This is a genomic window from Prevotella sp. DNF00663, assembly GCF_001553265.1.
GTDB lineage: Bacteria > Bacteroidota > Bacteroidia > Bacteroidales > Bacteroidaceae > Prevotella.
Window position 1 is genome coordinate 88,632 of record NZ_KQ960598.1, and the last position, 22,973, is coordinate 111,604.

Sequence of the window (22,973 nt, forward strand, 5' to 3'; positions counted from 1 at the left end):
AAAGACAATGGAATATAGTTATTCATTTTTAATACTTCTTCTCCCATTCCTAAGCTTCTTGCTTCTTGGACTTGCGGGAATGAAGATGAAAGAGAAGGTTGCCGGTTTGATAGGTACCTGTATGATGGGCTTGGTGTTTGCTATGTCTTGTTTTACGGCATACGAATACTTCTTCGCGGTAGGTCGCGAGGCTGCTACAGGTCTTTATCCTACTGTAACCGTCTTTAATTTGACTTGGTTGAAGTTTACAGAACTATTGACTTTTAACATTGGTTTCCGCTTGTCGCCAATCAGTGTGATGATGTTGATAGTGATTACTACAGTCAGTTTTATGGTTCATATCTACTCTTTCGGCTACATGGCAGAAAGAGATGAGCATTACGAAAAGGAAGGTTACGAGAAAGGTTTCCAACGTTTCTATGCCTATTTGAGCCTCTTTACCATGTCTATGTTGGGGTTGGTAGTAGCTACAAACATCTTCCAGATGTATATGTTCTGGGAGTTGGTGGGTGTATGTTCTTACCTTTTGATTGGTTTCTACTATCCCAAACACGAGGCAGTGCACGCTAGTAAGAAGGCATTTATTGTAACACGTTTTGCCGATTTGTTCTTCCTTATCGGTATCTTGTTCTTCAGTTACTATGTTGGAACATTCAATTACGACCTTCATGCTAATCCCGAATTAGGTTCAAAGTTATCTCAGGTAGCCGTAGAGTATAGTTGGGTATTGCCTTGGGCTTTGTTCTTGATGTTTATCGGTGGTGCCGGTAAGAGTGCCATGTTCCCATTACATATTTGGCTTCCGGATGCTATGGAGGGTCCAACTCCTGTATCTGCGTTGATTCATGCAGCTACCATGGTGGTTGCCGGTGTCTATCAAGTTGCAAGTTTGTTCCCCATCTACGTTCAGTTTGGGGCTATAGAGCAACTTCATTGGATAGCATATATCGCAGCTTTTACAGCATTCTATGCTGCAGCTGTTGCATGTTGCCAACGGGATATTAAGCGTGGTTTGGCTTTCTCTACGATTTCCCAGATTGCTTATATGCTTGTAGCTTTAGGTGTTTGTACAGCTTTGGACAACCATGAAGGTGGCTTGGGTTATATGGCCGGTATGTTCCACTTGTTTACTCATGCCATGTTTAAGGCGTTACTCTTCCTTTGTTCAGGTGCTATCATTGTGATTATTGGCAGCAACTTCAAAGAGTATATGGGAGGTTTGCACAAGTATATGCCTATTACAAATGCTTGTTTCTTGATCGGATGCTTGGCTATCAGCGGTATTCCACCATTTGCAGGCTTCTTCTCTAAGGATGAAATCATTACGGCTTGTATGCAATTCAGTCCTTGGATGGGCTACTTTATGACGTTGGTAGCCGGTATGACTGCGTTCTATATGTTCCGTTTATACTATGTTATATTCTGGGGACAGAGCTATTATGAACTAGATCCCGAACATCGTCGCCGTCCTCAGGAGGTTCCGGCGGTTATGTGGATTCCATTGGTATTCCTTGCAGTGGTTTCATGTGTAGCCGGTTTGATTCCATTTGGGCATTTCGTGTCAGCTACAGGAGAGAGTTATGACATCCATATCAATATGCAGGTGGCAGCTACAAGCATTGTTGTTGCATTGCTAGGAATTGGTTTGGCTACTTATATGTATGCTCCTAAGAAGCAACCTTTGGCAGATATGCTGGCTAAGAAGTTGCCTACACTCCATAAGGCAGCTCTCAACCGTTTCTATATAGATGATGCTTGGCAGTTTGTTACCCATAAAGTCATCTTCAACTGTATCTCTAAACCTATTGCTTGGTTCGACCGTCAAGTCATTGATGGTACATTCAACTTCATGGCTTGGGGTGCTCAAGAGGCTGGAGAGACTATTCGTCCGTGGCAGAGTGGCGATGTACGCCAGTATGCTATTTGGTTCTTGACGGGTAGTGTAGCGCTTACGTTGATCTTACTTTGCATTCTTTAATTTGAAAAGATAGAAAGATGAGTATATTAACTTTATTCGTAGTTATTCCCGTACTGATGTTGTTGGGTCTTTGGATTGCCCGCAATGATAATCAAGTACGTGGTGTGATGGTAGCAGGTGCGTCAGCTATTCTTGTATTAGCGGTTTGGCTTACTGTTACTTTTGTTCAGATGCGTCATGCAGGCAATACCGATGCAATGCTCTTTACGGCTAGTATCCCTTGGTTTAAGCCTTTGAATATAGCTTATAGTGTGGGTGTTGATGGAATCTCCGTAGTGATGATACTCTTGAGTGCCATCATTGTTTGGACCGGAACATTTGCTTCTTGGCGTATGCAACCCATGATGAAAGAGTATTTCTTGTGGTTTACTCTGTTGAGTATCGGTGTGTTTGGCTTCTTCATCTCTACCGATATGTTCACCATGTTCATGTTCTATGAGGTGGCCTTGATTCCTATGTACCTCTTGATTGGTGTGTGGGGAACAGGTCCAAAGGAGTATGCTGCCATGAAGCTTACTCTGATGTTGATGGGTGGTTCGGCTTTGTTGATTATCGGTATCCTCGGTATTTATTACTTTAGTGGTGCAACAACCATGGAGGTAACGCAGATAGCAGCTCTGCACAATATCCCTGTTGAGGTTCAGAAAGTATTCTTCCCATTCATTTTTATCGGCTTTGGAGTGCTTGGAGCCATGTTCCCATTCCACACATGGAGCCCCGACGGTCACGCCAGTGCGCCTTCAGCTGTATCTATGTTGCACGCCGGTGTGTTGATGAAACTTGGTGGTTACGGATGTTTCCGTATTGCTATGTACTTGCTACCTGAGGCTGCTCAGGAGTTATCATGGATATTCTTGATTCTCACAACCTGCTCTGTTGTCTATGGTGCGCTCTCTGCTTGTGTACAGACCGACTTGAAGTATATCAACGCATATTCTTCTGTGTCTCACTGTGGACTTGTATTATTCGCTCTATTGATGATGACTCAGACTGCTTGTACAGGTGCTATTCTCCAAATGTTATCCCACGGTTTGATGACAGCATTGTTCTTTGCCGTTATCGGTATGATTTACCACCGTGCCGGAACACGTGATGTACGTTACCTAGGTGGTTTGATGAAAGTTATCCCATTCCTTTCAGTGGCTTATGTCATTGCCGGTTTGGCCAACTTAGGTCTGCCCGGTTTCTCTGGATTCGTTGCCGAAATGACCATCTTTGTAGGCTCTTTCCAGAATGCTGACATGTTCCGTCGCGTATGCACCATCATTGCTTGTACGTCTATTGTGATTACAGCAGTCTACATTCTGCGTGTTGTTGGTAAGATTCTTTATCAGAAAGTACCTAACCCGGAGTTCGAGAAATTGCACGATGCCTCTTGGGATGAGCGTGTAGCTGTTATTGGTTTGATTGCCTGTGTTGCAGGATTAGGTATGTTCCCACTTTGGGTCGGCAATACCATTTCAGATGCAGTGGGTACAATTCTTCAGAACATTATCGGATAATCTAGAATTAATAAAGAGATGAATTATAGTCAATTTTTAAATATGATTCCAGAGGTTACGTTGACAGTAGCCTTGGTTATTACTTTTATTGCCGATTTCTGGAGTGCAAGTTCCACAGACCGTAAGTGGTTCAATCCGTTGGTATGTGTACTGTTGTTGGCTCATTTGTTATTCAATATCGGTCCTACAGAAGCTACGACAGCTTTTGGTGGCATGTATTACACGAATGCTTCTATCGGCATTATCAAGACTATTTTGGCCTTTGGTACATTGATTGTACTTATTCAGTCAAAGGAATGGATGAGCCGTCCTGACACATCTTTCAAAGAAGGCGAGTTCTATGTATTGGTGCTTTCAACATTGTTGGGTATGAACATGATGGTAAGTGCCAACCATTTCCTTTTGTTCTTCCTTGGATTAGAGATGGCTTCAGTGCCTATGGCTTGTCTTGTTGCACTTGATAAATATCGCCACGACTCTGCCGAAGCAAGTGCTAAGTTCATTCTGACAGCAACTTTCTCCAGTGGTGTGATGTTGTATGGTATCTCATTCCTCTATGGTGCTGTCGGTACATTGTACTTTGACGATGTAGCAACAAGAATTACAGCTACTCCGTTGACCATTATGGGATTAGTATTCTTCTTCAGTGGACTTGGTTTTAAGATTAGTCTTGTGCCTTTCCACTTTTGGACTGCCGACACTTATCAGGGTGCGCCAACCACCGTTACAGGCTATCTTTCTGTCGTAAGTAAAGGTGCTGCTGCGTTTACATTGTGCGCTATCTTGATGAAAGTGTTTGCTCCTATGGCGGAGTATTGGCAGTATTTGCTCTATATAGTTGTGGTATTGTCTATTACCATCGCCAACTTGTTTGCACTTCGTCAGAGCAATTTGAAGCGTTTCATGGCGTTTAGCTCTATCTCACAGGCCGGTTATATCGTGCTGGCCATCGTGGGTAACTCTGCATTGAGCGTGGCTACACTCAGCTTCTATGTTTTGATTTACGTGGTAGCTAATATGAGTGTATTCACTATCATCAGCACTATCGAAGAGCATAACAACGGAACTGTAGAGATGGATAGCTACAATGGTCTTTACAAGACCAACCCCAAGTTGGCTTTCTTGATGACTTTGGCTTTGTTCTCGCTCGGTGGTATTCCTCCATTTGCGGGTATGTTCAGTAAGTTCTTTGTCTTTATGGCAGCCGTTAAGGGTATGAGTATTGACACTACTGTTGGTACTTGGGCTTACATTGTATTGTTCATAGCTTTGATTAATACCGTAGTGTCGTTGTACTACTATCTGCTTATTGTCAAGGCCATGTTCATTCGTCACAACGATACACCGTTGCCAACATTCCAAAGCAATCTCAATACCAAGTTGGCATTGGCTCTTTGTACGCTTGGTATTGTTGCTTTCGGCGTTTGCTCATTTGTCTTCGATTGGATTGATATGGCATCTAAAGCCATGTAAAATTCCTTCTTCATATTTAAAAAGCGTTTAGGTCGTCTGACTTAAACGCTTTTTTATTTGCTATGTATACTACTCGTAATGGGCAAAAACCTTATTTCTAACTCCTAGCTTGTTTGTTTGTCAATTTATCAATAGGCCAATTTGCAGCCTGCAAAGCCGTAACAGTGCTGCTGGCTGGCCCTTGCAGTAATGCTGTTTGGGCTTGGCAGTAAGATTGCCGAAATGTTGCAGTCTCTAGTAAATAAGTTAACGACTTCACCAGTAGATAAGTTTGAGCTGTTGGTATTGGTGTTTTAAGTGTAAATTAGTACCTTTGTACAAATATCACAACCCTGAATCATGAAAAGAAATTATTTATTATTGTTTGTTTGTCTTTGGCTTGTAGGTGGTCTACATGCCGAAGAGAAGTTGTCTAAAGAACAGGCTATTGCTGTCAAGCAAGAGTTGGTGGAACAATGGAAAGCTGATGTTCGTGCGCGTTATCGGCAAACATGGAATGACAAGTGTGTACGTATTGACACATTGAAAATGCCGTTTTGGGTGAAAATATATGGTGAGAAGCCGAAAGACGGTTATAGTCTGTATATCTCATTGCATGGTGGCGGTACGGCACCGGCAGCTGTCAATGATCAGCAGTATGAGAATCAGAAACGCCTCTATGCACCTAAGAACAGTGTGTATTTAGTACCTCGTGCTCCTTATAATTTGTGGAATATGTGGTGTCGACCTATGTTAGATCAATTCTATGAGGCTCTTATTCAAATGGGAATAGTCTTTGAAGACGTAAATCCCGATAAGGTTTACATTATGGGATATTCGGCAGGAGGAGATGGAGTGTGGCGCATGGCACCGCGTATGGCCGATACTTGGGCTGCAGCTTCGATGATGGCTGGTCATCCCGGTGATGTTTCATTGTTGAATTTGCGTAATACTCCATTTATGATATGGTGTGGAGCAGATGACGCTGCTTATGATCGTAACAAGTTAGATGAGCAGCGTGGTGTGCAGATGGACTCATTACAGCAGGCTGATCCTGAAGGTTATATCCACGAAACACATATCGTAAAAGGGATGGGACACTGGATGCAACGTGTAGATACCGTTGCCGTTGATTGGATGGCACAGTATCAGCGTAATCCTTATCCAAAGAAAATCGTGTGGCAGCAAGAAGAGGTGCGCCGGCCATCGTTCTATTGGATAACAATTCCCAAGCGCGAGATGTTGCGTGGTAAAACTATCCGCTTGTCGGTAGAAGGAAATGTTATCAATATCACAGAGTGTAATTATAAACAGCTAACATTGAGTTTGAACGATGAACTGGTCAACTTGGATGAGAAGGTGACGGTGTTGTATCGTGGTAAGAAAGTGTTTAAAGGAAAGTTGAAGCGTTCGCGTGCGACGCTCGAAGCAACACTGAAAGAGCGCAATGATCCTCGATTCGCTTTTCCGGCACAAGTGAGATTGGATTTGCGATAATTGAAGTTATCACTTCTATAATTATCCTTTTGGCACACGAATTGCTATTATAAAAAGAAAAATGTATGGGTAGAACTAAATTCTCACAACAAGAAATTAAGCAAATAGCTCGTCTGCTGCATCTCAAGAATGAAAGTAATCGGTTTAAGCAAAAGATGATTCGACACGATCTGAGAGTGGAATTCGAGTTTAATATCTCTGACTTCAATGAGCCCGGTAAAGCTTTTGGAGAGGAAGAATTGCAGGATGCTATTCGGCGTGGTACAATAGAGATATTAGACGATAAGACCATTGCCGACATGAAAGAGAAGCGTGCTCGTGATAAGGCACGTGACGAAGCTGCTCGTATCAAGCAGGCTGTAGAGCTGGGCGAGGCTACAGATTGGCAGGAAGCTATGAAAGAATGGCAGGAATGGGAAAGCAGTCAACCCAATAAATAATCAACAATTAAACAATAGAATTATGGCACATGGACACGATGTCCTCCACATGATGGAGGGTAATAGTTATGATAGTAAGGAAAGTTTGGTGAAGGCTATCATCGAGAAGTTTGGTACGGAAGAACGTTTTCATACTTGTTCGGTAGATGGAATGGATGCTGAAGAATTGGTAGACTTCTTGGAAGAGCGTGGTAAGTTTATGCCTTCTAAGCAGGAAGGGTTTACTGTAGATGCATCTAAGATTTGTAATCATTGAATTTCAAGGACCAGTATATGATTAAGATATATGGTATGAAATCGTGTCCGGACTGTGTAGCGGTCTATGAACAGATAGAAGGGGATAGCCGTTATCAGACAGTTGATATAGGGGCACATGTGAGTTACCTGAAAGAATTCCTACGCTTGCGTGACAATAATCCTGTTTTCGACGATGCTCGTAAGTATGGTTATGCCGGAATTCCCTGCTTCGTGTTGGAAGATGGTAGGGTGACGCTTTCACCCGAAGAGGCTGGTATTACACTAGGAGCAAGTCATGGTGCCTCATGCAATATTGATGGGACAGGGTGTTGAAGATACTATTGTGGCTTATATAAGTTCTATGGTTAAGGTGTTTTAGAGTATTCTTAACCATAGAACTTTTTTAATTTCATTCTTCGATGAGCACGTAAGTGATACCAATAGATTATCGTTGCAACTTAAAAAATACCAAAATATTGAAAAAACTCAAACTTTCTGTATCTAATTCTAAAAACTAAACTATCTTTGCATAAGACAGATTACGGTCAGAAAATATGAGAACGAACTCTCGTTTTGCTCGCTTGTACCGTCTTCTTAATAATAGGAAGGGATGTAGGGGAAACAAAATATGGAGTCGCTGCATCATTTAAAACCTTCAAGAACAATCTAGCCACCTTAGACATGAAAAAACAATTATTAGTGATATGTGCACTTTTTTGCTTGGTGATGGTTTGTCAAGCGCAGGCTAGTGGTATCATGTGCGGTGATGAACAAACAGAATCCTACTTTCCACTGTTGAAGAATAAACGGGTAGCCCTTTTCTCCAATCATACCGGTTTGGTTAAAGGACGCCATCTAATAGATGTATTGTTGGCTCATCATTTTAATGTAGTAGGCGTATTCTCACCCGAACATGGATTTCGTGGTAAGGCCGATGCTGGAGAAACGGTTGGTAACTCGATAGATGAAGAGACTGGTGTGCAGATCTATTCGCTTTATAAGGGAGAAGGGGGAAAGCCCGATGAAGCGTTATTAAACAAAACCGATATTTTATTAGTGGATATTCAAGATGTAGGACTACGTTTCTACACCTATTATATATCTATGTATAAGTTGATGGATGTATGTGCTGAGCGACGTATACCGGTTGTGATACTGGATAGACCTAATCCCAATGGCTTTTATGTAGATGGCCCGTTGCTTGACATGAAGTATAAGTCGGGGGTAGGCGCATTGCCTATTCCTGTGGTACATGGTATGACTTTAGCCGAATTGGCATTGATGATTAATGGCGAAGGATGGCTCAGTAAAGGCCGGAAGTGTCCTTTACAGGTGGTAGCTTGTAAGAATTATACTCATCAGTCGCATTATGATTTACCTGTTCCACCATCACCCAATTTACCTAATATGAAGTCAATATATCTGTATCCTTCTACTTGTTACTTTGAAGGGACGGTTGCTAGCTTGGGTCGTGGTACCGATAAGCCATTTCAAATTTATGGTCATCCTTTGTTGAAAGGTGGAACATACGACTTTATACCGCGTAGTATATCCGGAGCTAAGAACCCTCCATTGCTGAATGAACAGTGTCATGGAGTGAATTTAACAATGATTCCAAATGAGGATATATGGAAGAATGGCCTTGATTTGTCTTATGTGATAGATGCTTATCGGAAGATAGGTATCGGTGATAAGTTCTTCACTCCATTTTTTGAAAAGCTCATCGGTGTAGGCTATGTACGCAAAATGATAGAGAGTGGGCACAACGCAAAGTCTATCAAAGCACGTTGGAAGAATGATGTGAAGAAATTTAAGATACAGCGTAAACCTTATTTACTCTATCCGGAATAACCCCCTAGAACCTTAAGCCTATGTCTCCAATTACAATTATCTTCATCGTTGCGGCCTATTTCGCAGTACTTTTGGCCATATCATGGTATGCCAAACGCAATGTAGACAATGCCGGTTTCTTCACAGGCAACCGCCAGTCGAATTGGTATATGGTAGCATTCTCTATGATTGGTGCCAGTATTTCGGGCGTCACCTACGTGTCTGTACCCGGTATGGTAGGGAAAAGTAGTTTTGGATACTTGCAGTTGGTGATGGGATTTATCGTAGGACAACTGTTGATAGCCTTTGTGTTGACACCACTATTTTATAAAATGAAGTTGACATCGGTGTATGAATATTTAAGCAATCGATTTGGTCTGTCTTCTTATCATACGGGAGCTTGGTTCTTTTTTATTTCAAAGATGCTTGGTGCAGCGGTACGTTTGTTCTTGGTATGCTTTACGCTTCAACTGTTGGCTTTTGACCCCTTAGGTATTCCTTTTGGCGTGAATGTAGCCATCTCAATATCTTTTGTTTGGCTTTATACAGCGCAGGGGGGGGTGAAGTCGGTTATTTGGGCTGACTTGATTAAGACTTCGTGCCTGATTATTTCAGTCGGATTGTGTATCTACTTCATTACCCGTCAAATGAATATGGTTGGTGGACAGATGTGGCAAGCGGTGCAAGAAAGCAGCATGAGTCGTATATTTTTCTTCGATGATGTAAATAATAAGCAGTATTTCTTCAAACAATTCCTAGCAGGAATTTTTACGATGGTAGCCATGAATGGTCTAGACCAAGACATGATGCAGCGTAACTTGAGCTGCCGAAATAGTAAAGAGTCGCAACTGAATATGATTATAAGTATCTTGTTACAGTTTGTTGTGGTATGGGCTTTTCTGATGCTGGGTGCATTACTCTATCTGTTTGCAGATATGAATGGCCTACAACAAGAGGGTGATAAGATATTTCCGATGATAGCAACAGGAGGTTATTTGCCGGTTATTGTGGGAGTATTGTTCATCATTGGCCTGGTATCTTCGGCTTATAATGCTGCAGGCTCAGCCCTTACAGCCTTGACAACATCGTTTACAGTAGATATTTTGGGTATCAAGCATCGTAGCGAAGAGGAAATCAGCCGGATTCGCAAGCGCGTTCACCTAGGTATGGCTATCGTGATGGGAGTGACGATTATGGTATTTAATTTCCTGAATAATACAAGTGTAGTAGATGCTGTATATACCTTGGCAAGCTATACCTACGGTCCTATCTTGGGTATGTTTGCTTTTGGTATTATCATGAAGCAATCGGTACGTGATAAGTATATACCATTGGTAGCCATTGTCTCGCCAGTTATCTGCTTTATTTTGGATAAGAATTCTGAGCATTGGTTTGGCGGTTATCATTTCAGTTATGAATTGTTAATCTTCAATGCATTCTTTACATTTATAGGTCTTTGTTTGTTGAGCAAGCGTGTAAAGGTTAACTAGAAAAGTGTTGTCATGGATGAGAAGAAACTTTCAATGAGCATTTTACTTGCTGCGATGAGTCTGAATATAGCAGCACAAGGAGTTTTTGCGCCCAAAGCTAATGAGCCATTGGTAACAGAGTTGACAGCTTTGCAGACTCCTACCAAAGGGCTAGTGGGGCGACATATTGCCATGTGGCAAAGCCATGGACGATATTATGAGAATAAGCTAGATCGTTGGGAATGGCAACGTGCTCGCTTGATGATGACAGTGGAAGATCTTTATACGCAAAGTTATGTGTTGCCATTTTTAGTACCTATGCTTGAAAATGCAGGCGCAAATGTGTTACTACCTCGCGAAAGAGACTGGAATACAGAGGAAATCGTGGTAGACAATGATGGAGCTTTCGGCAATCGTTCTTCCCAATATATAGAGCGAGTTGGGGCTCAGGCGTGGATTACAGGAGAAGGGAATGGGTTTGCACAGACACAAGATGTATATGTGGATATGCAAAATCCGTTTACGGCAGGGACGTTCCGTTGTGCTTCTTCTATCAAAAAAGGAAATGAAAGTACGGTAAGATGGGTTCCGGCTGTGAAGAATGGGGGGCGCTATGCGGTCTATGTTTCTTACCATACGTTGCCACAAAGCACTTCGTCGGCTATTTATACGGTAAAGCATCAAGGCGGAGTGAGCCGTTTTAGTGTGAACCAACAGATGGGTGGAGGCACGTGGATATATCTTGGAACATTCTCATTTGAAAAGAATGCAAGTGGTAGTCAATATGTGGAATTAACGAATGCTACCGGTTCAAAAGGCGAAATAGTAACTGCAGATGCTGTAAAGTTTGGTGGCGGAATGGGAAATATAGGGCGTCCCGATGCTAGTGGCTATCCGCGTTTTACAGAAGCTGCTCGCTATTGGTTGCAATGGGCAGGTGCTCCTGATTCGGTTTATACTCCTTCGAAAGGGACAAATGACTATGCTGATGATTATAAATGTCGTGGATTGTGGGTCAACTGGCTTGCTGGTGGTTCGGAAGTGAATCCACAAGAAGTGGGATTGAATATCCCCGTAGACCTATCTTTTGCTTTCCATTCTGATGCCGGGACGACCTTGAATGATTCCATCATTGGCACGTTGGGCATCTATATGACTGATTGTTATGATGGCGTGTTTGCCAATGGAGCATCAAGACAATTGTGTAAAGAGCTGACAGATAGTATTCAAAATAGTATTTTGCACGATATACGACTGCAATTTGAGCCCAATTGGACAAGTCGTGGGAGCAGGGATGAATCGTATTTTGAAGCGCGTGTGCCACGTGTCCCGACCATGTTATTGGAACTCTTGTCGCATCAAAACTTTGCAGATATGCGCTATGGGCTTGATCCTCGATTTCGTTTCGCGGTCAGTAGGGCTATCTATAAGGGTATGTTGAGATTCTTGAGCAGGCAAAGAGGACAGAAATTTGAGGTTCAACCACTGCCGATAGAACATTTTGCAGCACACTTAAATGAGAAAAAAGAAGTGGAATTGACATGGTCTCCTGTACTTGATTCACTTGAAGAATCTGCTCGTCCTGACCGTTATATTGTTTATAAACGAATAGGGGAGGGCGAGTTTGATAAGGGGACGATTGTGAAGAAGCCTCGTTATACGACACGAATTCCATCGGATGTAGTTTGTAGTTTCAAAGTTGTAGCATATAATAAAGGTGGTAAGAGCTTCCCATCTGAAACTCTTGCAGTGGGTATTTCGTCTAAGAATCCGATTAAAAAAGCCTTGATAGTGAATGGATTTAATCGCATAAGTGCCCCGGCCGATTTTGTTGCGCCCGGTGATGGCAGTTGTAAGATGGCTGGATTTCTTGACGATGTAGACCATGGGGTACCATACTTGCAAGATATTAGTTACATCGGTAAGATGAAAAACTTTGACCGTATGCAACCGTGGTTGGATGATGATTCAGGCGGGTATGGCGATAGTTATGGCGATCAAGAAACAAAAGTAATTGCAGGAAATACGTTTGATTATCCTTCAATGCATGGTGCGGCTATCTTAAAAGCTGGTTATTCGTTCGAATCATGTAGTAGAAAGGCTTTTACAAAGGTTGAGGATGGTGTCTCGTTTGTAGATGTTATTCTTGGCAAACAATGCCAGACAAAGATGGGGCGAGGCGGTTTGAAGCCTTTAGAGTTTAAGGCTTTTGATGATAATATGCAACAAATGCTGACCGAGTATGCTCATCAAGGCGTAAACATCATGGTTACCGGCGCTTATGTAGGAACGGATATTTGGAATAATCCGTTGGCAGTTACAAGTAAAAAAGATCAAGATTTCGCAACAGGGGTGCTAAGATACAAATGGCGTAATAGTCGTGCTGCGATTACAGGACGTGTTAAAGGAGTACGTTCTCCATTGGATTTAAAGATAGGAGAGGTGAATTATTGGAATCAACTAAACGAAAAGTCGTATGTAGTTGAATCTCCCGATGGTATAGAACCAGCAGATAGTGCGTCGTTTACGGTGATGCGTTATCCTGAAAGCAACTTGAGTGCGGGCGTCGCTTATAGTGGTCATGATTATAAGACATTTATTATGGGAGTTCCTTTTGAATCTATCATCGATTCCATACAACGTGAAAGTTTGATGGATGCCGTGATTCGCTTCTTTGAAAAGGAATAAAAATGGAGGGTATAATTATAATAGTACAAACTAAAAAGATAAATAAGATATGAAAAAGATTAGTTGTTTTGTGCCATATATTAGTGAACAACAGGCTTCTGAAACAATAGAAGCTTTGCGTTCTGAAGCTGAAGTTAGTGATGTGAATAAAGTAGATGAAAGTCTATTTAAAACTTCTACGTTGAGAGCTATTGCCGCAAGAGCAACGGCAGAGTATACATTGATTTACACCAAACAAACTATTCTGCGCTTCGGGTATTTGGCTCTGAGACGCTTGATGAATATTGCCGAGGACACAGATGCGGGGATGGTTTATGCCGATCATTATAAAGTAATGAACGGAGAAGAAGTGAAAGCTCCCGTTATTGATTATCAGTTTGGTTCTTTGCGTGATGATTTTGATTTCGGGTCTGTGCTTTTCTTCAAAACTTCGGTGCTGAAACAAGCTGTTCAGCAGATGACAGCTGATTACCAATTTGCAGGTCTTTATGACTTAAGATTGAAGTTGAGCCAGTGTGCTAGTCTTGTTCATGTGAACGAATATCTATATAGTGAGATTGAAAATGATACACGAAAGAGCGGTGAAAAGCAGTTCGATTATGTGGATCCTCGTAACCGTGACCGCCAAATAGAGATGGAGAAAGCATGTACAGAACATCTGAAAGAGATAGGTGGATACTTGAAACCAGAGTTTGATACAATCAATCTTGCAGAAGGAACTTTTGAATATGAGGCTTCTGTTATTATTCCGGTTCGTAATCGTGTCACTACAATTAAGGCAGCTATCGAATCTGTTCTGAAGCAGGAAACGTCGTTTAAATACAATGTAATCGTTATTGATAACCATTCAAATGATGGAACCAGTGAGGCTATTGAAACATTTGCCGATGATGAGCGCGTCGTTCATTTAATACCTGAACGTACAGATTTGGGTATTGGAGGATGTTGGAATCTTGGTGTTCAGTCTGAGTTGTGTGGTCGATTTGCTGTTCAATTAGATAGTGATGACCTATATAAAGATGCTCATACATTACAAATAATTGTTGATGCATTCTATGCTCAGCAGTGTGGAATGGTCATTGGAACCTATATGATGACCGATTTTGACCTGAATACATTACCCCCCGGCATTATTGATCATAAGGAATGGACTCCAGATAATGGACGTAATAATGCCTTGCGTATCAATGGTTTAGGTGCGCCTCGTGCTTTCTTTACTCCTTTGGTAAGGCAGTTGGGACTGCCAAATACCAGTTACGGCGAGGATTATGCTATGGGATTGAATATTTCTCGTCACTATCAGATAGGTCGAATCTATGATGTTCTTTATCTTTGCCGGCGTTGGGGAGGCAATTCGGATGCGGCATTGAGTATAGAAAAGGTGAACGCTAATAATCTATATAAGGATAGAATCCGTACTTGGGAACTTCAGGCGCGTATAGCAATGAATCGTCAATAACAATTAACTTTCTTGTTTGAATGAAGAATATCACTCGAAATATCAGTCCATGGTTGTGGATACCAACCCTCTATTTTGCTGAGGGAATCCCTTATTTCATCGTCAATAACATTTCCGTAACGATGTTTACGCGTATGGGAGTGCCTAATGGTGAGATGGCATTGTTTACCAGTTTGCTTTATTTGCCATGGACCATCAAGCCATTGTGGAGTCCGTTTGTCGATATTGTTCGTACCAAGCGATGGTGGATTTTGATGATGCAATTGCTGATAAGCGCATGTTTTGTGCTGCTTACATTATCAATTCCGCATCCTGATTTGTCATTGATTCAGTCCATGCAGACCCCTGTGAGTATGTTTACATTCGTGCTAATACTCTTTATTATTACGGCGTTTGCTTCTGCAACCCATGATATTGCAGCTGATGGATTCTATATGTTGGCACTTAATCATTCCGAACAATCACTTTTTGTTGGTATTCGTAGCACCTTCTATCGCCTTTCTTCCATCTTTGGACAAGGTGTTTTGGTATTTATTGCGGGGTTGTTAGAATCGAAGACTAATAATATACCAATGGCTTGGACCATTACGATGGTAATCACGGCCATTATGTTTGCTTTGGTAACATTCTATCATACATTCTTCATTCCAAGGCCCAAAGAAGATGCATCACGCCTTGGTGACACAAAAGGACAGGCTAAAGAGATTATCTTTGAGTTTGGTCGTACCTTTGTTACGTACTTCAAAAAGCCCGGTGTATTGATTGCTATTGTTTTCATGTTGCTTTATCGTTTGCCCGAAGCATTTCTTTTGAAGATGGTCAATCCTTTCTTGTTAGATACTCGCGAGCATGGAGGATTGCAGCTAGCAACCGAGAATGTGGGCATCGTCTATGGTACAATAGGTGTCTTCTTCCTTACTATTGGTGGAATCATCGGTGGTATTGCTGCATCTAAATGGGGCTTGAAGAAGTCTTTGTGGCCTATGGCTGCTTGTATGACCCTGCCTTGTTTCACGTTCGTATACTTGAGTATGTTCGTGCCATCCAACCTTGTTGTTATCAGTATTTGCGTAGCTATAGAGCAATTTGGTTATGGTTTTGGTTTTACAGCGTACATGTTGTATATGATGTACTTCTCTGAGGGCGAGTTCAAGACAGCACATTATGCTATCTGTACGGCTTTCATGGCTTTGAGTATGATGATTCCGGGCATGTTTGCCGGTTATCTACAAGAATGGTTAGGCTATGAACACTTCTTTTGGATGGTCATCTTATGCTGTTTAGCTACTATAGCCGTAACATTATTAGTAAAGGTTGACCCTATGTATGGGAAGAAAGAAGAGCAAGAAAATGAAGACGTATAAAGGTATAATAGCATTACTTATTGGTGTGCTTGCATGCTCTCCGTTAGTCATGGAGGCTCGTAGCCATCGCGTTGAGGTGGGTATCGAAGTTTTACGTGACCAACAATTCAAATGCTTAGAAGGGAAACGGGTTGGTTTGATAACCAATCCTACCGGTGTTGATAGCAATTTGAAGTCTACGATAGATATTTTGTATGAAGCTCCTAATGTGAATCTTGTGGCTCTTTTTGGCCCGGAGCATGGGGTACGTGGTGATGTAAAAGCCGGTGATAAGGTCGAAGATATCAAAGATGTAACTACAGGATTACCAGTATATTCGCTCTATGGAAAGACACGCAAACCCGCTCAAGATATGTTGAAAGATATTGACGTATTGGTATACGATATTCAAGACATTGGTTGTCGATCGTTTACGTTTATCAGTACAATGGGGCTTGCAATGGAAGCTGCCGCAGAATGCGGTAAGGAGTTTGTGGTATTAGACCGTCCTAATCCTATTGGTGGATTGAAAATTGAAGGGAATTTAGTAGAGCCCGATTGTGTTTCGTTTGTCAGTCAGTTTAAAATACCTTATATATACGGACTTACATGTGGAGAGTTGGCGCAGCTGCTGAATGACGAACACATGTTAAAAAATGGGGTACAATGTAAACTTACAGTCGTAAAGATGAAAGGTTGGAAGCGCCATATGAACTATGGTGATACTGGATTGCAATGGATTGCTTCCTCACCCCATATCCCTCAAGCCCTTACTTCTTATTACTATCCCGTCAGTGGTATCTTAGGAGAATTAGGATACATGTCTATTGGAGTGGGCTATACGATTCCTTTCCAGATGTTTGCAGCTTCTTGGGTGAATGCCAATCAACTAGCTTCGGCCATGAACGCTCACCATTTGCCCGGTGTAACGTTCCGTCCTATCTACGTACGCCCTTACTATAGCGTTGGAGTAGGAAAGCAGTTGCAAGGTGTGCAAGTGCATTTGACTAATTATAAAGAGGCGACTCTTACCGACATACAGTTTATCTTGATGCAAGAGATAGCCAGGCTTTATCCGGAATATTCAATTCTTGAGCATGCAGATAAGGGCAGATTCTCTATGTTTGATAAAGTCTGTGGCTCCAAACAGATTCGCCGACTTATGATGAAGCGCAACCAATGGAGCGATGCTCGTGGTTATTGGTATAAAGATGTAGACGCTTTCCGTAGTCTTTCTAAAAAGTATTATCTTTATCATTAAACTTACTGATATTATGACAGAGCATATCAAAAAGAGCAATAGGATATTAGCTATCGACATTCTACGCGGTATCACGATAGCCGGTATGATACTTGTGAATAATCCCGGAAGTTGGTCTCACATCCTTACTCCGTTAGGACATGCTGAATGGAATGGAATGACGCCTACCGATTTGGTCTTTCCTTTCTTTATGTTTATTATGGGTGTATGTATATTCATATCTCTATTGAAGTTTGATTTCAAGTGCGATAGGTCTACAGTTACCAAGATTATCCGCCGTACAATCCTTATTTATTTGGTTGGAGTAGCCATTGGTTGGTTTGCAAGATTTTGTTATCGTTGGAATAACCCTTTGGAAAATGCAGGCTTGTTGGACCAAATATGGTATATGGTTTGGTCGTTTGAAAAGATGCGTATATCGGGTGTACTGGCTCGTTTAGCCATTTGTTATGGCGTAGCATCGCTTGTGGCTATCACCGTTCGTCATCGTTATATTCCTTATATTGTTGTTACGTTGTTGGTCGGTTATTGTGTGATATTGTTTGTCGGTAATGGTTTTGCTTACGATGAGACCAATATTCTTTCTATAGTAGACCGTGCTATCCTTACCGATGCCCACATGTATCATGACAATGGTATTGACCCCGAAGGCTTGCTTAGTACAATTCCTGCCGTAGCTCATACCCTTCTAGGGTTTCTTGTCGGCCGATTGCTTTTTAGCAAACGTACTCATGTCGTATCAACGGATACAAAAACCGATTTGCTGATTACCAAAATTATTCCTTTATTTGTTGTTGGGACAACCTTGACTTTTAGTGGTTTCTTGTTGAGCTATGGCTGTCCACTCAACAAAAAGGTCTGGTCTCCAACCTATGTCTTTGTTGCTTGTGGACTAGCCGCCACACTTTTGGCTCTGCTTATTTACATTATAGATGTTAAGGAACACCGTCGTTGGTGCCGATTCTTTGAGGTTTTTGGTGTCAATCCTTTGTTTCTATACGTATTAAGTGATTTCTTTGCTATAGTGTTTGGAGCATTCTCGTTTAAGTTTGGTGGCGAGGACACCACAATCATAGGCTTCTTCTACAATGAATTGTTGCAACCTGTATTTGGTGATAATGGCGGTTCGTTGGCCTATGCATTGCTGTTTGTGCTATTGAATTGGTGTGTAGGATACCAATTATACAAGCGTCGTATTTACATAAAGCTATAATGATATGAGTCAATTACTATTAATTGCTGATAGCGGATCTACTAAAACCGATTGGTGTTTAGTAGAAGATGGAAAAGCAATTCGTCGAATCCCGACTAAGGGAATGAATCCTTTTTTTCAGAGTTCTGACGAGATGGCTGCCGAAATTCGTGAAAACTTGCTTCCCCAATTGCCTGTTGAACGCCTAGACTCCGTCTATTTTTATGGTGCTGGATGTACTCCTCAGAAGAGTCCTGAAGTAGAAGTTACGATACGACGTAGCTTGCCAGTTGATGGAATAGTAGAGGCTCAGTCCGATTTATTGGCTGCAGCTCGCAGTTTATGTGGACATGCACCGGGTATTGCCAGTATCTTAGGGACAGGTTCTAATTCCTGTTTCTTTGATGGTAAGGAGATTGTTAAGAATACACCTGCGCTTGGTTTCATCCTTGGCGATGAAGGAAGTGGGGCAAATCTTGGTAAGCGTTTGGTCGGTGATATATTGAAAGATCAGATGTCCCCGGCATTGAAAGATCAGTTCTTTCAACAATTTGGTTTGTCACAAGCGGATATTATAGAGCGTGTTTATCGCCAACCTTTCCCCAGTCGATTCCTTGCCAGCTTGAATATCTTCCTTGAACAGCACCGTGACGATGCTACTGTCCATCGGTTATTGATAGAAGCTTTCACTGCCTTTGTGAAGCGTAATATCTTGCATTATGATTATCGTACGTATCCACTTAACTGTATTGGAACGATAGCATTGGTGTATCGGCAGGAGCTTACCGAGGCGGCTGAGACTTTGGGCGTACGCATTGGAACTATCAGTAAGACACCGATGGAAGGTTTGATAGAGTATCATAGATTAAATTCAAAGAAGAATTGAGTATGAGTTTTACTAAGATTACAGAGCAGTCTTCCCTCTACAATGATTTAGAGAATAAGTCTGTACGTGAATTATTGGAAGATATTAATCGAGAAGATCAAAAAGTGGCTTCGGCAGTACAGCAGGCTATTCCACAAATAGAGAAGCTTGTAGAACAGATTGTACCTAGAATGCGTCAAGGAGGTCGTATTTTTTATATGGGTGCAGGTACGAGTGGGCGTCTTGGAGTGCTCGACGCTTCTGAACTTCCCCCTACGTTTGGTGTCCCCAAAACATTGGTCATCGGGTTGATAGCCGGTGGTGATACCGCCTTGCGCAATGCTGTGGAGAAAGCAGAAGATAGCGTAGAGGATGGTTGGAATGAATTGGTAGAAAATAATATCAATGCCAATGATACTGTCATTGGCATCGCTGCTTCCGGTGCAACTCCCTATGTTGTGGGGGCGTTGCACGAAGCTCGCGAGCATGGTATCTTGACAGCGTGCATCACAAGCAATCCCGATTCACCAATGTCTAAAGAGTCTGACGTGGCTATAGAAATGATTGTTGGGCCTGAGTATGTGACAGGAAGTTCGCGAATGAAGTCGGGAACCGGTCAGAAAATGATACTGAACATGATAAGTACCTCTGTAATGATTCAGCTAGGGCGAGTTAAAGGCAATCGAATGGTGAATATGCAGCTCACCAATCAGAAATTGGTTGACCGCGGAACTCGTATGCTCGTCGACATGTTAGGGCTCGATTATGGTAAGGCCAAGAGATTGTTGCTACTTCATGGATCTGTGGAAAAGACGCTCGAAGCCTATGATAAGTAGTGCTTGTGAGTATTATTAAACGAAAGAAATGAATGGAAACATAACTCAAAAATAGTAAAAATATGAAAATTAGATTTTCGGTTATAGGATTATTATTGTGTTGTCACGTAGCATGGGCTGGCAATTTACCTAGGGTGACACCTGAAAGTGTGGGTATGAGTAGCGAGCGATTGAAAAATGCCGACGCAGCTATTGAACAGGCAATTAAAGAAGGTCGTACGCCGGGAGCTGTGTTAGCGGTGGTGCGGCATGGCAAGATGGCTTATCTAAAAGCTTATGGTAATCGCCAAGTATATCCCGAAAAGAAACCGATGACTGTGCAGACCGTGTTTGATTTGGCCTCATGTAGCAAGCCTATGTCAACGGCTACATGTGCCATGATTCTTATGGAACGTGGACAGTTGCGCACGTTGGATGCCGTAAATACAATTATTCCAAACTTTCGCAGTTGGAGTGTGGAAGGTAAGGATTCTGCAACAATTCGGGTGGTCAATCTTTTTACGCACACATCAGGGTTGCCTTCGTATGCTCCTGTAGCCGAATTGAAGGCTAAATATGGTAGTCCTAATCCTGCGGCTACAATGGATTATATTGCTACATGCAAGCGAGATTTTAAACCGGGAACCGGCTCTCAATACAGTTGTTTGAACTATATTACGCTACAAAACATTGTAGAGAAGCTTGCCGGGAAGAGTTTGCGTGACTTTGCTACCGAGCAAATATTCAAACCACTGGGAATGGAACACACAGATTATTTGCCTTGTAAGCAAAATAAGAAAGGATTATGGGTCAACACCGATAGTCCCCGATGGCTGAAAGAGGGAACGAAAGCTGATGGCGAAAATTATCCCATAGCCCCGACAGAACGGCAAGATGATGGTAGCGTATTGTTGGGTCAAGTACACGACCCATTGGCTCGTGTTATGAATGGTGGCGTTTCTGGTAATGCCGGTCTGTTTTCCACAGCTGATGATATTGCCGTGTTCTGCGCTATGTTACAAAACGGTGGAGAGTGGAATGGACAACGCGTGTTGAGTCCACTTGCCGTGAAAGCCATGCGAACGATACCCCACGATCTCATGAAATTTGGCCGTACGCTGGGTTGGGTCATTTATTCGCCTTATGCATCTAATGCCGGCGACTTGTTGAGTCAAGAAACTTATGGCCATACAGGCTACAGTGGTACCTCTATATTGATAGATCCTGTCAACGATATTTCTATCATCTTACTGACTAATTGCGTTCATCCGGTCGATAAGTCTAATGTTATTCGTCTCCGCGCACTGGTGTCCAATGCCGTTGCCGGAAGTGTCATAAAGTAATTTTTTCTCTCACAAGAATTGGAAGGAATGAATAAACGCTTAATCTTTACTTTTGTAGGAGCAGTCGTAAGTAGTGGCTGTAAGTGTGTGATGGCTGCTAATCAAGACGGGCAAAAGCGTATGAATGTCTTGTTGGTGATGTGTGATGACCTTCGGCCGGAATTGGGATGCTACGGTGTGGAGGCCATACGCACGCCAAATATAGACCGATTCGCTGCTCAATCACTGGTGTTTGACAATGCTTATTGTAATATTCCGGTGAGTGGGGCGTCGCGTGCCAGTCTGTTTACGGGCATGTACCCCAAGTTTCCACATCGGTTTGTCAATTACACAAGCCGTATAAGCCATGACGCGCCCAATGCGATAGCCTTGTCACAGTGGTTTACTTCGCATGGATATCATACTATTTCTAATGGAAAGGTGATTCATCATGTGGAGGATAAGGCCGATACATGGAGTGAAGCACCGTGGAGATTACATCCGAAAGGATATGATGTCTATTGGGCGGAATACAACAAGTGGGAACTTTGGTTGAACAGTGAATCGGGCAAGCATATGAATCCAAAAACGATGCGTGGCCCCTTTTCAGAGATGGCCGATGTGCCCGATACGGCTTATGATGATGGACATGTGATGCTGAAAACCATCTCCGACTTACGTAGACTCAAGAGTCGGAACGAGCCTTTCTTCTTGGCTTGCGGATTTTGGAAGCCCCATTTGCCATTCTGTGCACCCAAAAAGTACTGGGATTTATACGATAGGGCCAGCATCCCGATGGCTTCGAATCGCTATAGACCGAAAGATTTGCCAGATGAAGTGAAAAATTCTAATGAGATAAATGCGTATGCACGGGTATCAACTCCTACTGATGAGGCTTTCTTGCGCGAGGTGAAACATGGTTATTATGCTTGTGTGAGCTATGTAGATGCACTTTTTGGACGCGTTATGGAAGAACTTAATACATTGGGACTTGCCGACAATACCATCGTCGTATTGCTGGGTGACCATGGTTGGAATTTGGGTGAACACGGTTTCGTGGGCAAACATAACTTGATGGATTGTGCCACTCGAATACCTCTTATCGTTCATGTACCCGGCATGGAACAGGGAAAGTCCGCCTCAATGGTGGAATTGGTAGACTTATATCCGACCTTGTGCGATCTTTGTCATTTACCAAAACCAGTCGCACAATTGGAAGGAATAAGTTTCTTGCCGGTCCTAAAAGATAAGAAGACGGATACAAAGAGGAATGTATTTGTGCAATGGGAAGGTGGCGATAATTTTATAGATGGTCGATATAGTTATGCAGAATGGCCAAAATCAGGGCATCGGATGTTGTTCGACCATCAAGAAGATGCTGCGGAAAATAAGAATGTGGTGGGTGAGATTAAGTATTCTAAAGTTGTTAATCGTGCTGCCAAAACTATCCGAAAACAAAAGAATAAATATAGATTGAATGCCAAGTAATAGCTGCTTTTAGGCTTTCTAGACAAAAAAGCTTGTCTACTTGTTAACTCATTAACACTTCATCTAAACAACTGTCAGGCTTTCGCAGCATCGCTGCGGAAGTTTGAGAACTCTGCAAAACTCTTAGTTTAGAAA

General features: G+C 42.3%; 17 protein-coding genes and 1 pseudogene. All 18 read left to right on the forward strand.

The features are described from left to right. Positions 1-7: 7 nt before the first annotated feature. The 18 genes and pseudogenes from nuoL (at position 8) to HMPREF3034_RS02585 (ending at position 22,838) form a co-directional block, all read left to right on the forward strand. On the forward strand, positions 8-1,978 hold the full coding sequence (nuoL, locus tag HMPREF3034_RS02500) for an NADH-quinone oxidoreductase subunit L (protein WP_062432891.1): 1,971 nt from the start codon (positions 8-10) through the stop codon (positions 1,976-1,978). A 17-nt stretch (positions 1,979-1,995) separates the two neighbouring features. After that, positions 1,996-3,480 carry a complex I subunit 4 family protein gene (locus HMPREF3034_RS02505; RefSeq protein ID WP_036897147.1) on the forward strand — a complete coding sequence of 495 codons (1,485 nt, stop codon included), beginning with the start codon at positions 1,996-1,998 and terminating at the stop codon, positions 3,478-3,480. 18 nt (positions 3,481-3,498) lie between these two features. Continuing rightward, the gene (locus HMPREF3034_RS02510) at positions 3,499-4,953 is read left to right on the forward strand and encodes an NADH-quinone oxidoreductase subunit N (RefSeq protein WP_062432894.1); all 1,455 of its coding nucleotides are present in this window, start codon (positions 3,499-3,501) and stop codon (positions 4,951-4,953) included. Between the two features lie 339 nt (positions 4,954-5,292). Next, positions 5,293-6,429: an alpha/beta hydrolase gene (locus tag HMPREF3034_RS02515; RefSeq protein WP_052052832.1), complete on the forward strand. Its 1,137-nt coding sequence runs from the start codon at positions 5,293-5,295 to the stop codon at positions 6,427-6,429. 65 nt (positions 6,430-6,494) lie between these two features. Next, complete coding sequence (locus HMPREF3034_RS02520; RefSeq protein ID WP_036897142.1) at positions 6,495-6,869, forward strand: hypothetical protein; 375 nt, start codon at positions 6,495-6,497, stop codon at positions 6,867-6,869. A 22-nt stretch (positions 6,870-6,891) separates the two neighbouring features. Next, on the forward strand, positions 6,892-7,125 hold the full coding sequence (locus tag HMPREF3034_RS02525) for a YecH family metal-binding protein (RefSeq protein ID WP_036897139.1): 234 nt from the start codon (positions 6,892-6,894) through the stop codon (positions 7,123-7,125). A gap of 17 nt (positions 7,126-7,142) precedes the next feature. After that, on the forward strand, positions 7,143-7,439 hold the full coding sequence (locus HMPREF3034_RS02530) for a glutaredoxin (protein ID WP_036897226.1): 297 nt from the start codon (positions 7,143-7,145) through the stop codon (positions 7,437-7,439). A 348-nt stretch (positions 7,440-7,787) separates the two neighbouring features. Further along, entirely contained in the window at positions 7,788-8,957 is a 1,170-nt protein-coding gene (locus tag HMPREF3034_RS02535; protein ID WP_036897135.1) for an exo-beta-N-acetylmuramidase NamZ family protein, read from the forward strand. A 20-nt stretch (positions 8,958-8,977) separates the two neighbouring features. Then, positions 8,978-10,426 carry a sodium:solute symporter gene (locus tag HMPREF3034_RS02540; RefSeq protein ID WP_036897131.1) on the forward strand — a complete coding sequence of 483 codons (1,449 nt, stop codon included), beginning with the start codon at positions 8,978-8,980 and terminating at the stop codon, positions 10,424-10,426. 33 nt (positions 10,427-10,459) lie between these two features. Next, positions 10,460-13,093: a golvesin C-terminal-like domain-containing protein gene (locus HMPREF3034_RS02545; protein ID WP_231725587.1), complete on the forward strand. Its 2,634-nt coding sequence runs from the start codon at positions 10,460-10,462 to the stop codon at positions 13,091-13,093. 49 nt (positions 13,094-13,142) lie between these two features. Next, on the forward strand, positions 13,143-14,552 hold the full coding sequence (locus HMPREF3034_RS02550; RefSeq protein WP_062432900.1) for a glycosyltransferase family 2 protein: 1,410 nt from the start codon (positions 13,143-13,145) through the stop codon (positions 14,550-14,552). A gap of 20 nt (positions 14,553-14,572) precedes the next feature. Beyond that, positions 14,573-15,916 (forward strand): MFS transporter, encoded by a 1,344-nt coding sequence (locus tag HMPREF3034_RS02555; RefSeq protein WP_062432904.1) that lies wholly within the window; start codon positions 14,573-14,575, stop codon positions 15,914-15,916. 49 nt (positions 15,917-15,965) lie between these two features. After that, positions 15,966-17,156, forward strand: coding sequence for an exo-beta-N-acetylmuramidase NamZ family protein (locus HMPREF3034_RS02560; protein WP_062432924.1), 1,191 nt, complete (start codon positions 15,966-15,968; stop codon positions 17,154-17,156). A gap of 13 nt (positions 17,157-17,169) precedes the next feature. Further along, positions 17,170-18,369, forward strand: a complete 1,200-nt coding sequence (locus tag HMPREF3034_RS02565; RefSeq protein ID WP_062432907.1) for an acyltransferase family protein — start codon at positions 17,170-17,172, stop codon at positions 18,367-18,369. Positions 18,370-18,373: 4 nt separating this feature from the next. Continuing rightward, positions 18,374-19,234, forward strand: coding sequence for an ATPase (locus HMPREF3034_RS02570; RefSeq protein WP_062432910.1), 861 nt, complete (start codon positions 18,374-18,376; stop codon positions 19,232-19,234). A gap of 2 nt (positions 19,235-19,236) precedes the next feature. Then, a complete protein-coding gene (murQ, locus tag HMPREF3034_RS02575; protein ID WP_036897114.1) occupies positions 19,237-20,049 on the forward strand; it encodes an N-acetylmuramic acid 6-phosphate etherase in 813 nt (270 codons plus the stop codon). A gap of 62 nt (positions 20,050-20,111) precedes the next feature. Beyond that, positions 20,112-21,362: pseudogene (locus HMPREF3034_RS02580) on the forward strand (serine hydrolase domain-containing protein); the annotation flags it as partial. Positions 21,363-21,461: 99 nt separating this feature from the next. Then, positions 21,462-22,838, forward strand: coding sequence for a sulfatase (locus tag HMPREF3034_RS02585; RefSeq protein WP_231725589.1), 1,377 nt, complete (start codon positions 21,462-21,464; stop codon positions 22,836-22,838). The last annotated feature ends 135 nt before the right edge of the window (positions 22,839-22,973 follow it).

Coding starts and splice junctions, on each gene's coding strand:
- nuoL (WP_062432891.1), top strand. CDS start 8: ATGGAATATAGTTATTCATTTTTAATACTTCTTCTCCCATTCCTAAGC.
- HMPREF3034_RS02505 (WP_036897147.1), top strand. CDS start 1,996: ATGAGTATATTAACTTTATTCGTAGTTATTCCCGTACTGATGTTGTTG.
- HMPREF3034_RS02510 (WP_062432894.1), top strand. CDS start 3,499: ATGAATTATAGTCAATTTTTAAATATGATTCCAGAGGTTACGTTGACA.
- HMPREF3034_RS02515 (WP_052052832.1), top strand. CDS start 5,293: ATGAAAAGAAATTATTTATTATTGTTTGTTTGTCTTTGGCTTGTAGGT.
- HMPREF3034_RS02520 (WP_036897142.1), top strand. CDS start 6,495: ATGGGTAGAACTAAATTCTCACAACAAGAAATTAAGCAAATAGCTCGT.
- HMPREF3034_RS02525 (WP_036897139.1), top strand. CDS start 6,892: ATGGCACATGGACACGATGTCCTCCACATGATGGAGGGTAATAGTTAT.
- HMPREF3034_RS02530 (WP_036897226.1), top strand. CDS start 7,143: ATGATTAAGATATATGGTATGAAATCGTGTCCGGACTGTGTAGCGGTC.
- HMPREF3034_RS02535 (WP_036897135.1), top strand. CDS start 7,788: ATGAAAAAACAATTATTAGTGATATGTGCACTTTTTTGCTTGGTGATG.
- HMPREF3034_RS02540 (WP_036897131.1), top strand. CDS start 8,978: ATGTCTCCAATTACAATTATCTTCATCGTTGCGGCCTATTTCGCAGTA.
- HMPREF3034_RS02545 (WP_231725587.1), top strand. CDS start 10,460: ATGAGCATTTTACTTGCTGCGATGAGTCTGAATATAGCAGCACAAGGA.
- HMPREF3034_RS02550 (WP_062432900.1), top strand. CDS start 13,143: ATGAAAAAGATTAGTTGTTTTGTGCCATATATTAGTGAACAACAGGCT.
- HMPREF3034_RS02555 (WP_062432904.1), top strand. CDS start 14,573: ATGAAGAATATCACTCGAAATATCAGTCCATGGTTGTGGATACCAACC.
- HMPREF3034_RS02560 (WP_062432924.1), top strand. CDS start 15,966: ATGGAGGCTCGTAGCCATCGCGTTGAGGTGGGTATCGAAGTTTTACGT.
- HMPREF3034_RS02565 (WP_062432907.1), top strand. CDS start 17,170: ATGACAGAGCATATCAAAAAGAGCAATAGGATATTAGCTATCGACATT.
- HMPREF3034_RS02570 (WP_062432910.1), top strand. CDS start 18,374: ATGAGTCAATTACTATTAATTGCTGATAGCGGATCTACTAAAACCGAT.
- murQ (WP_036897114.1), top strand. CDS start 19,237: ATGAGTTTTACTAAGATTACAGAGCAGTCTTCCCTCTACAATGATTTA.
- HMPREF3034_RS02585 (WP_231725589.1), top strand. CDS start 21,462: ATGGCTGCTAATCAAGACGGGCAAAAGCGTATGAATGTCTTGTTGGTG.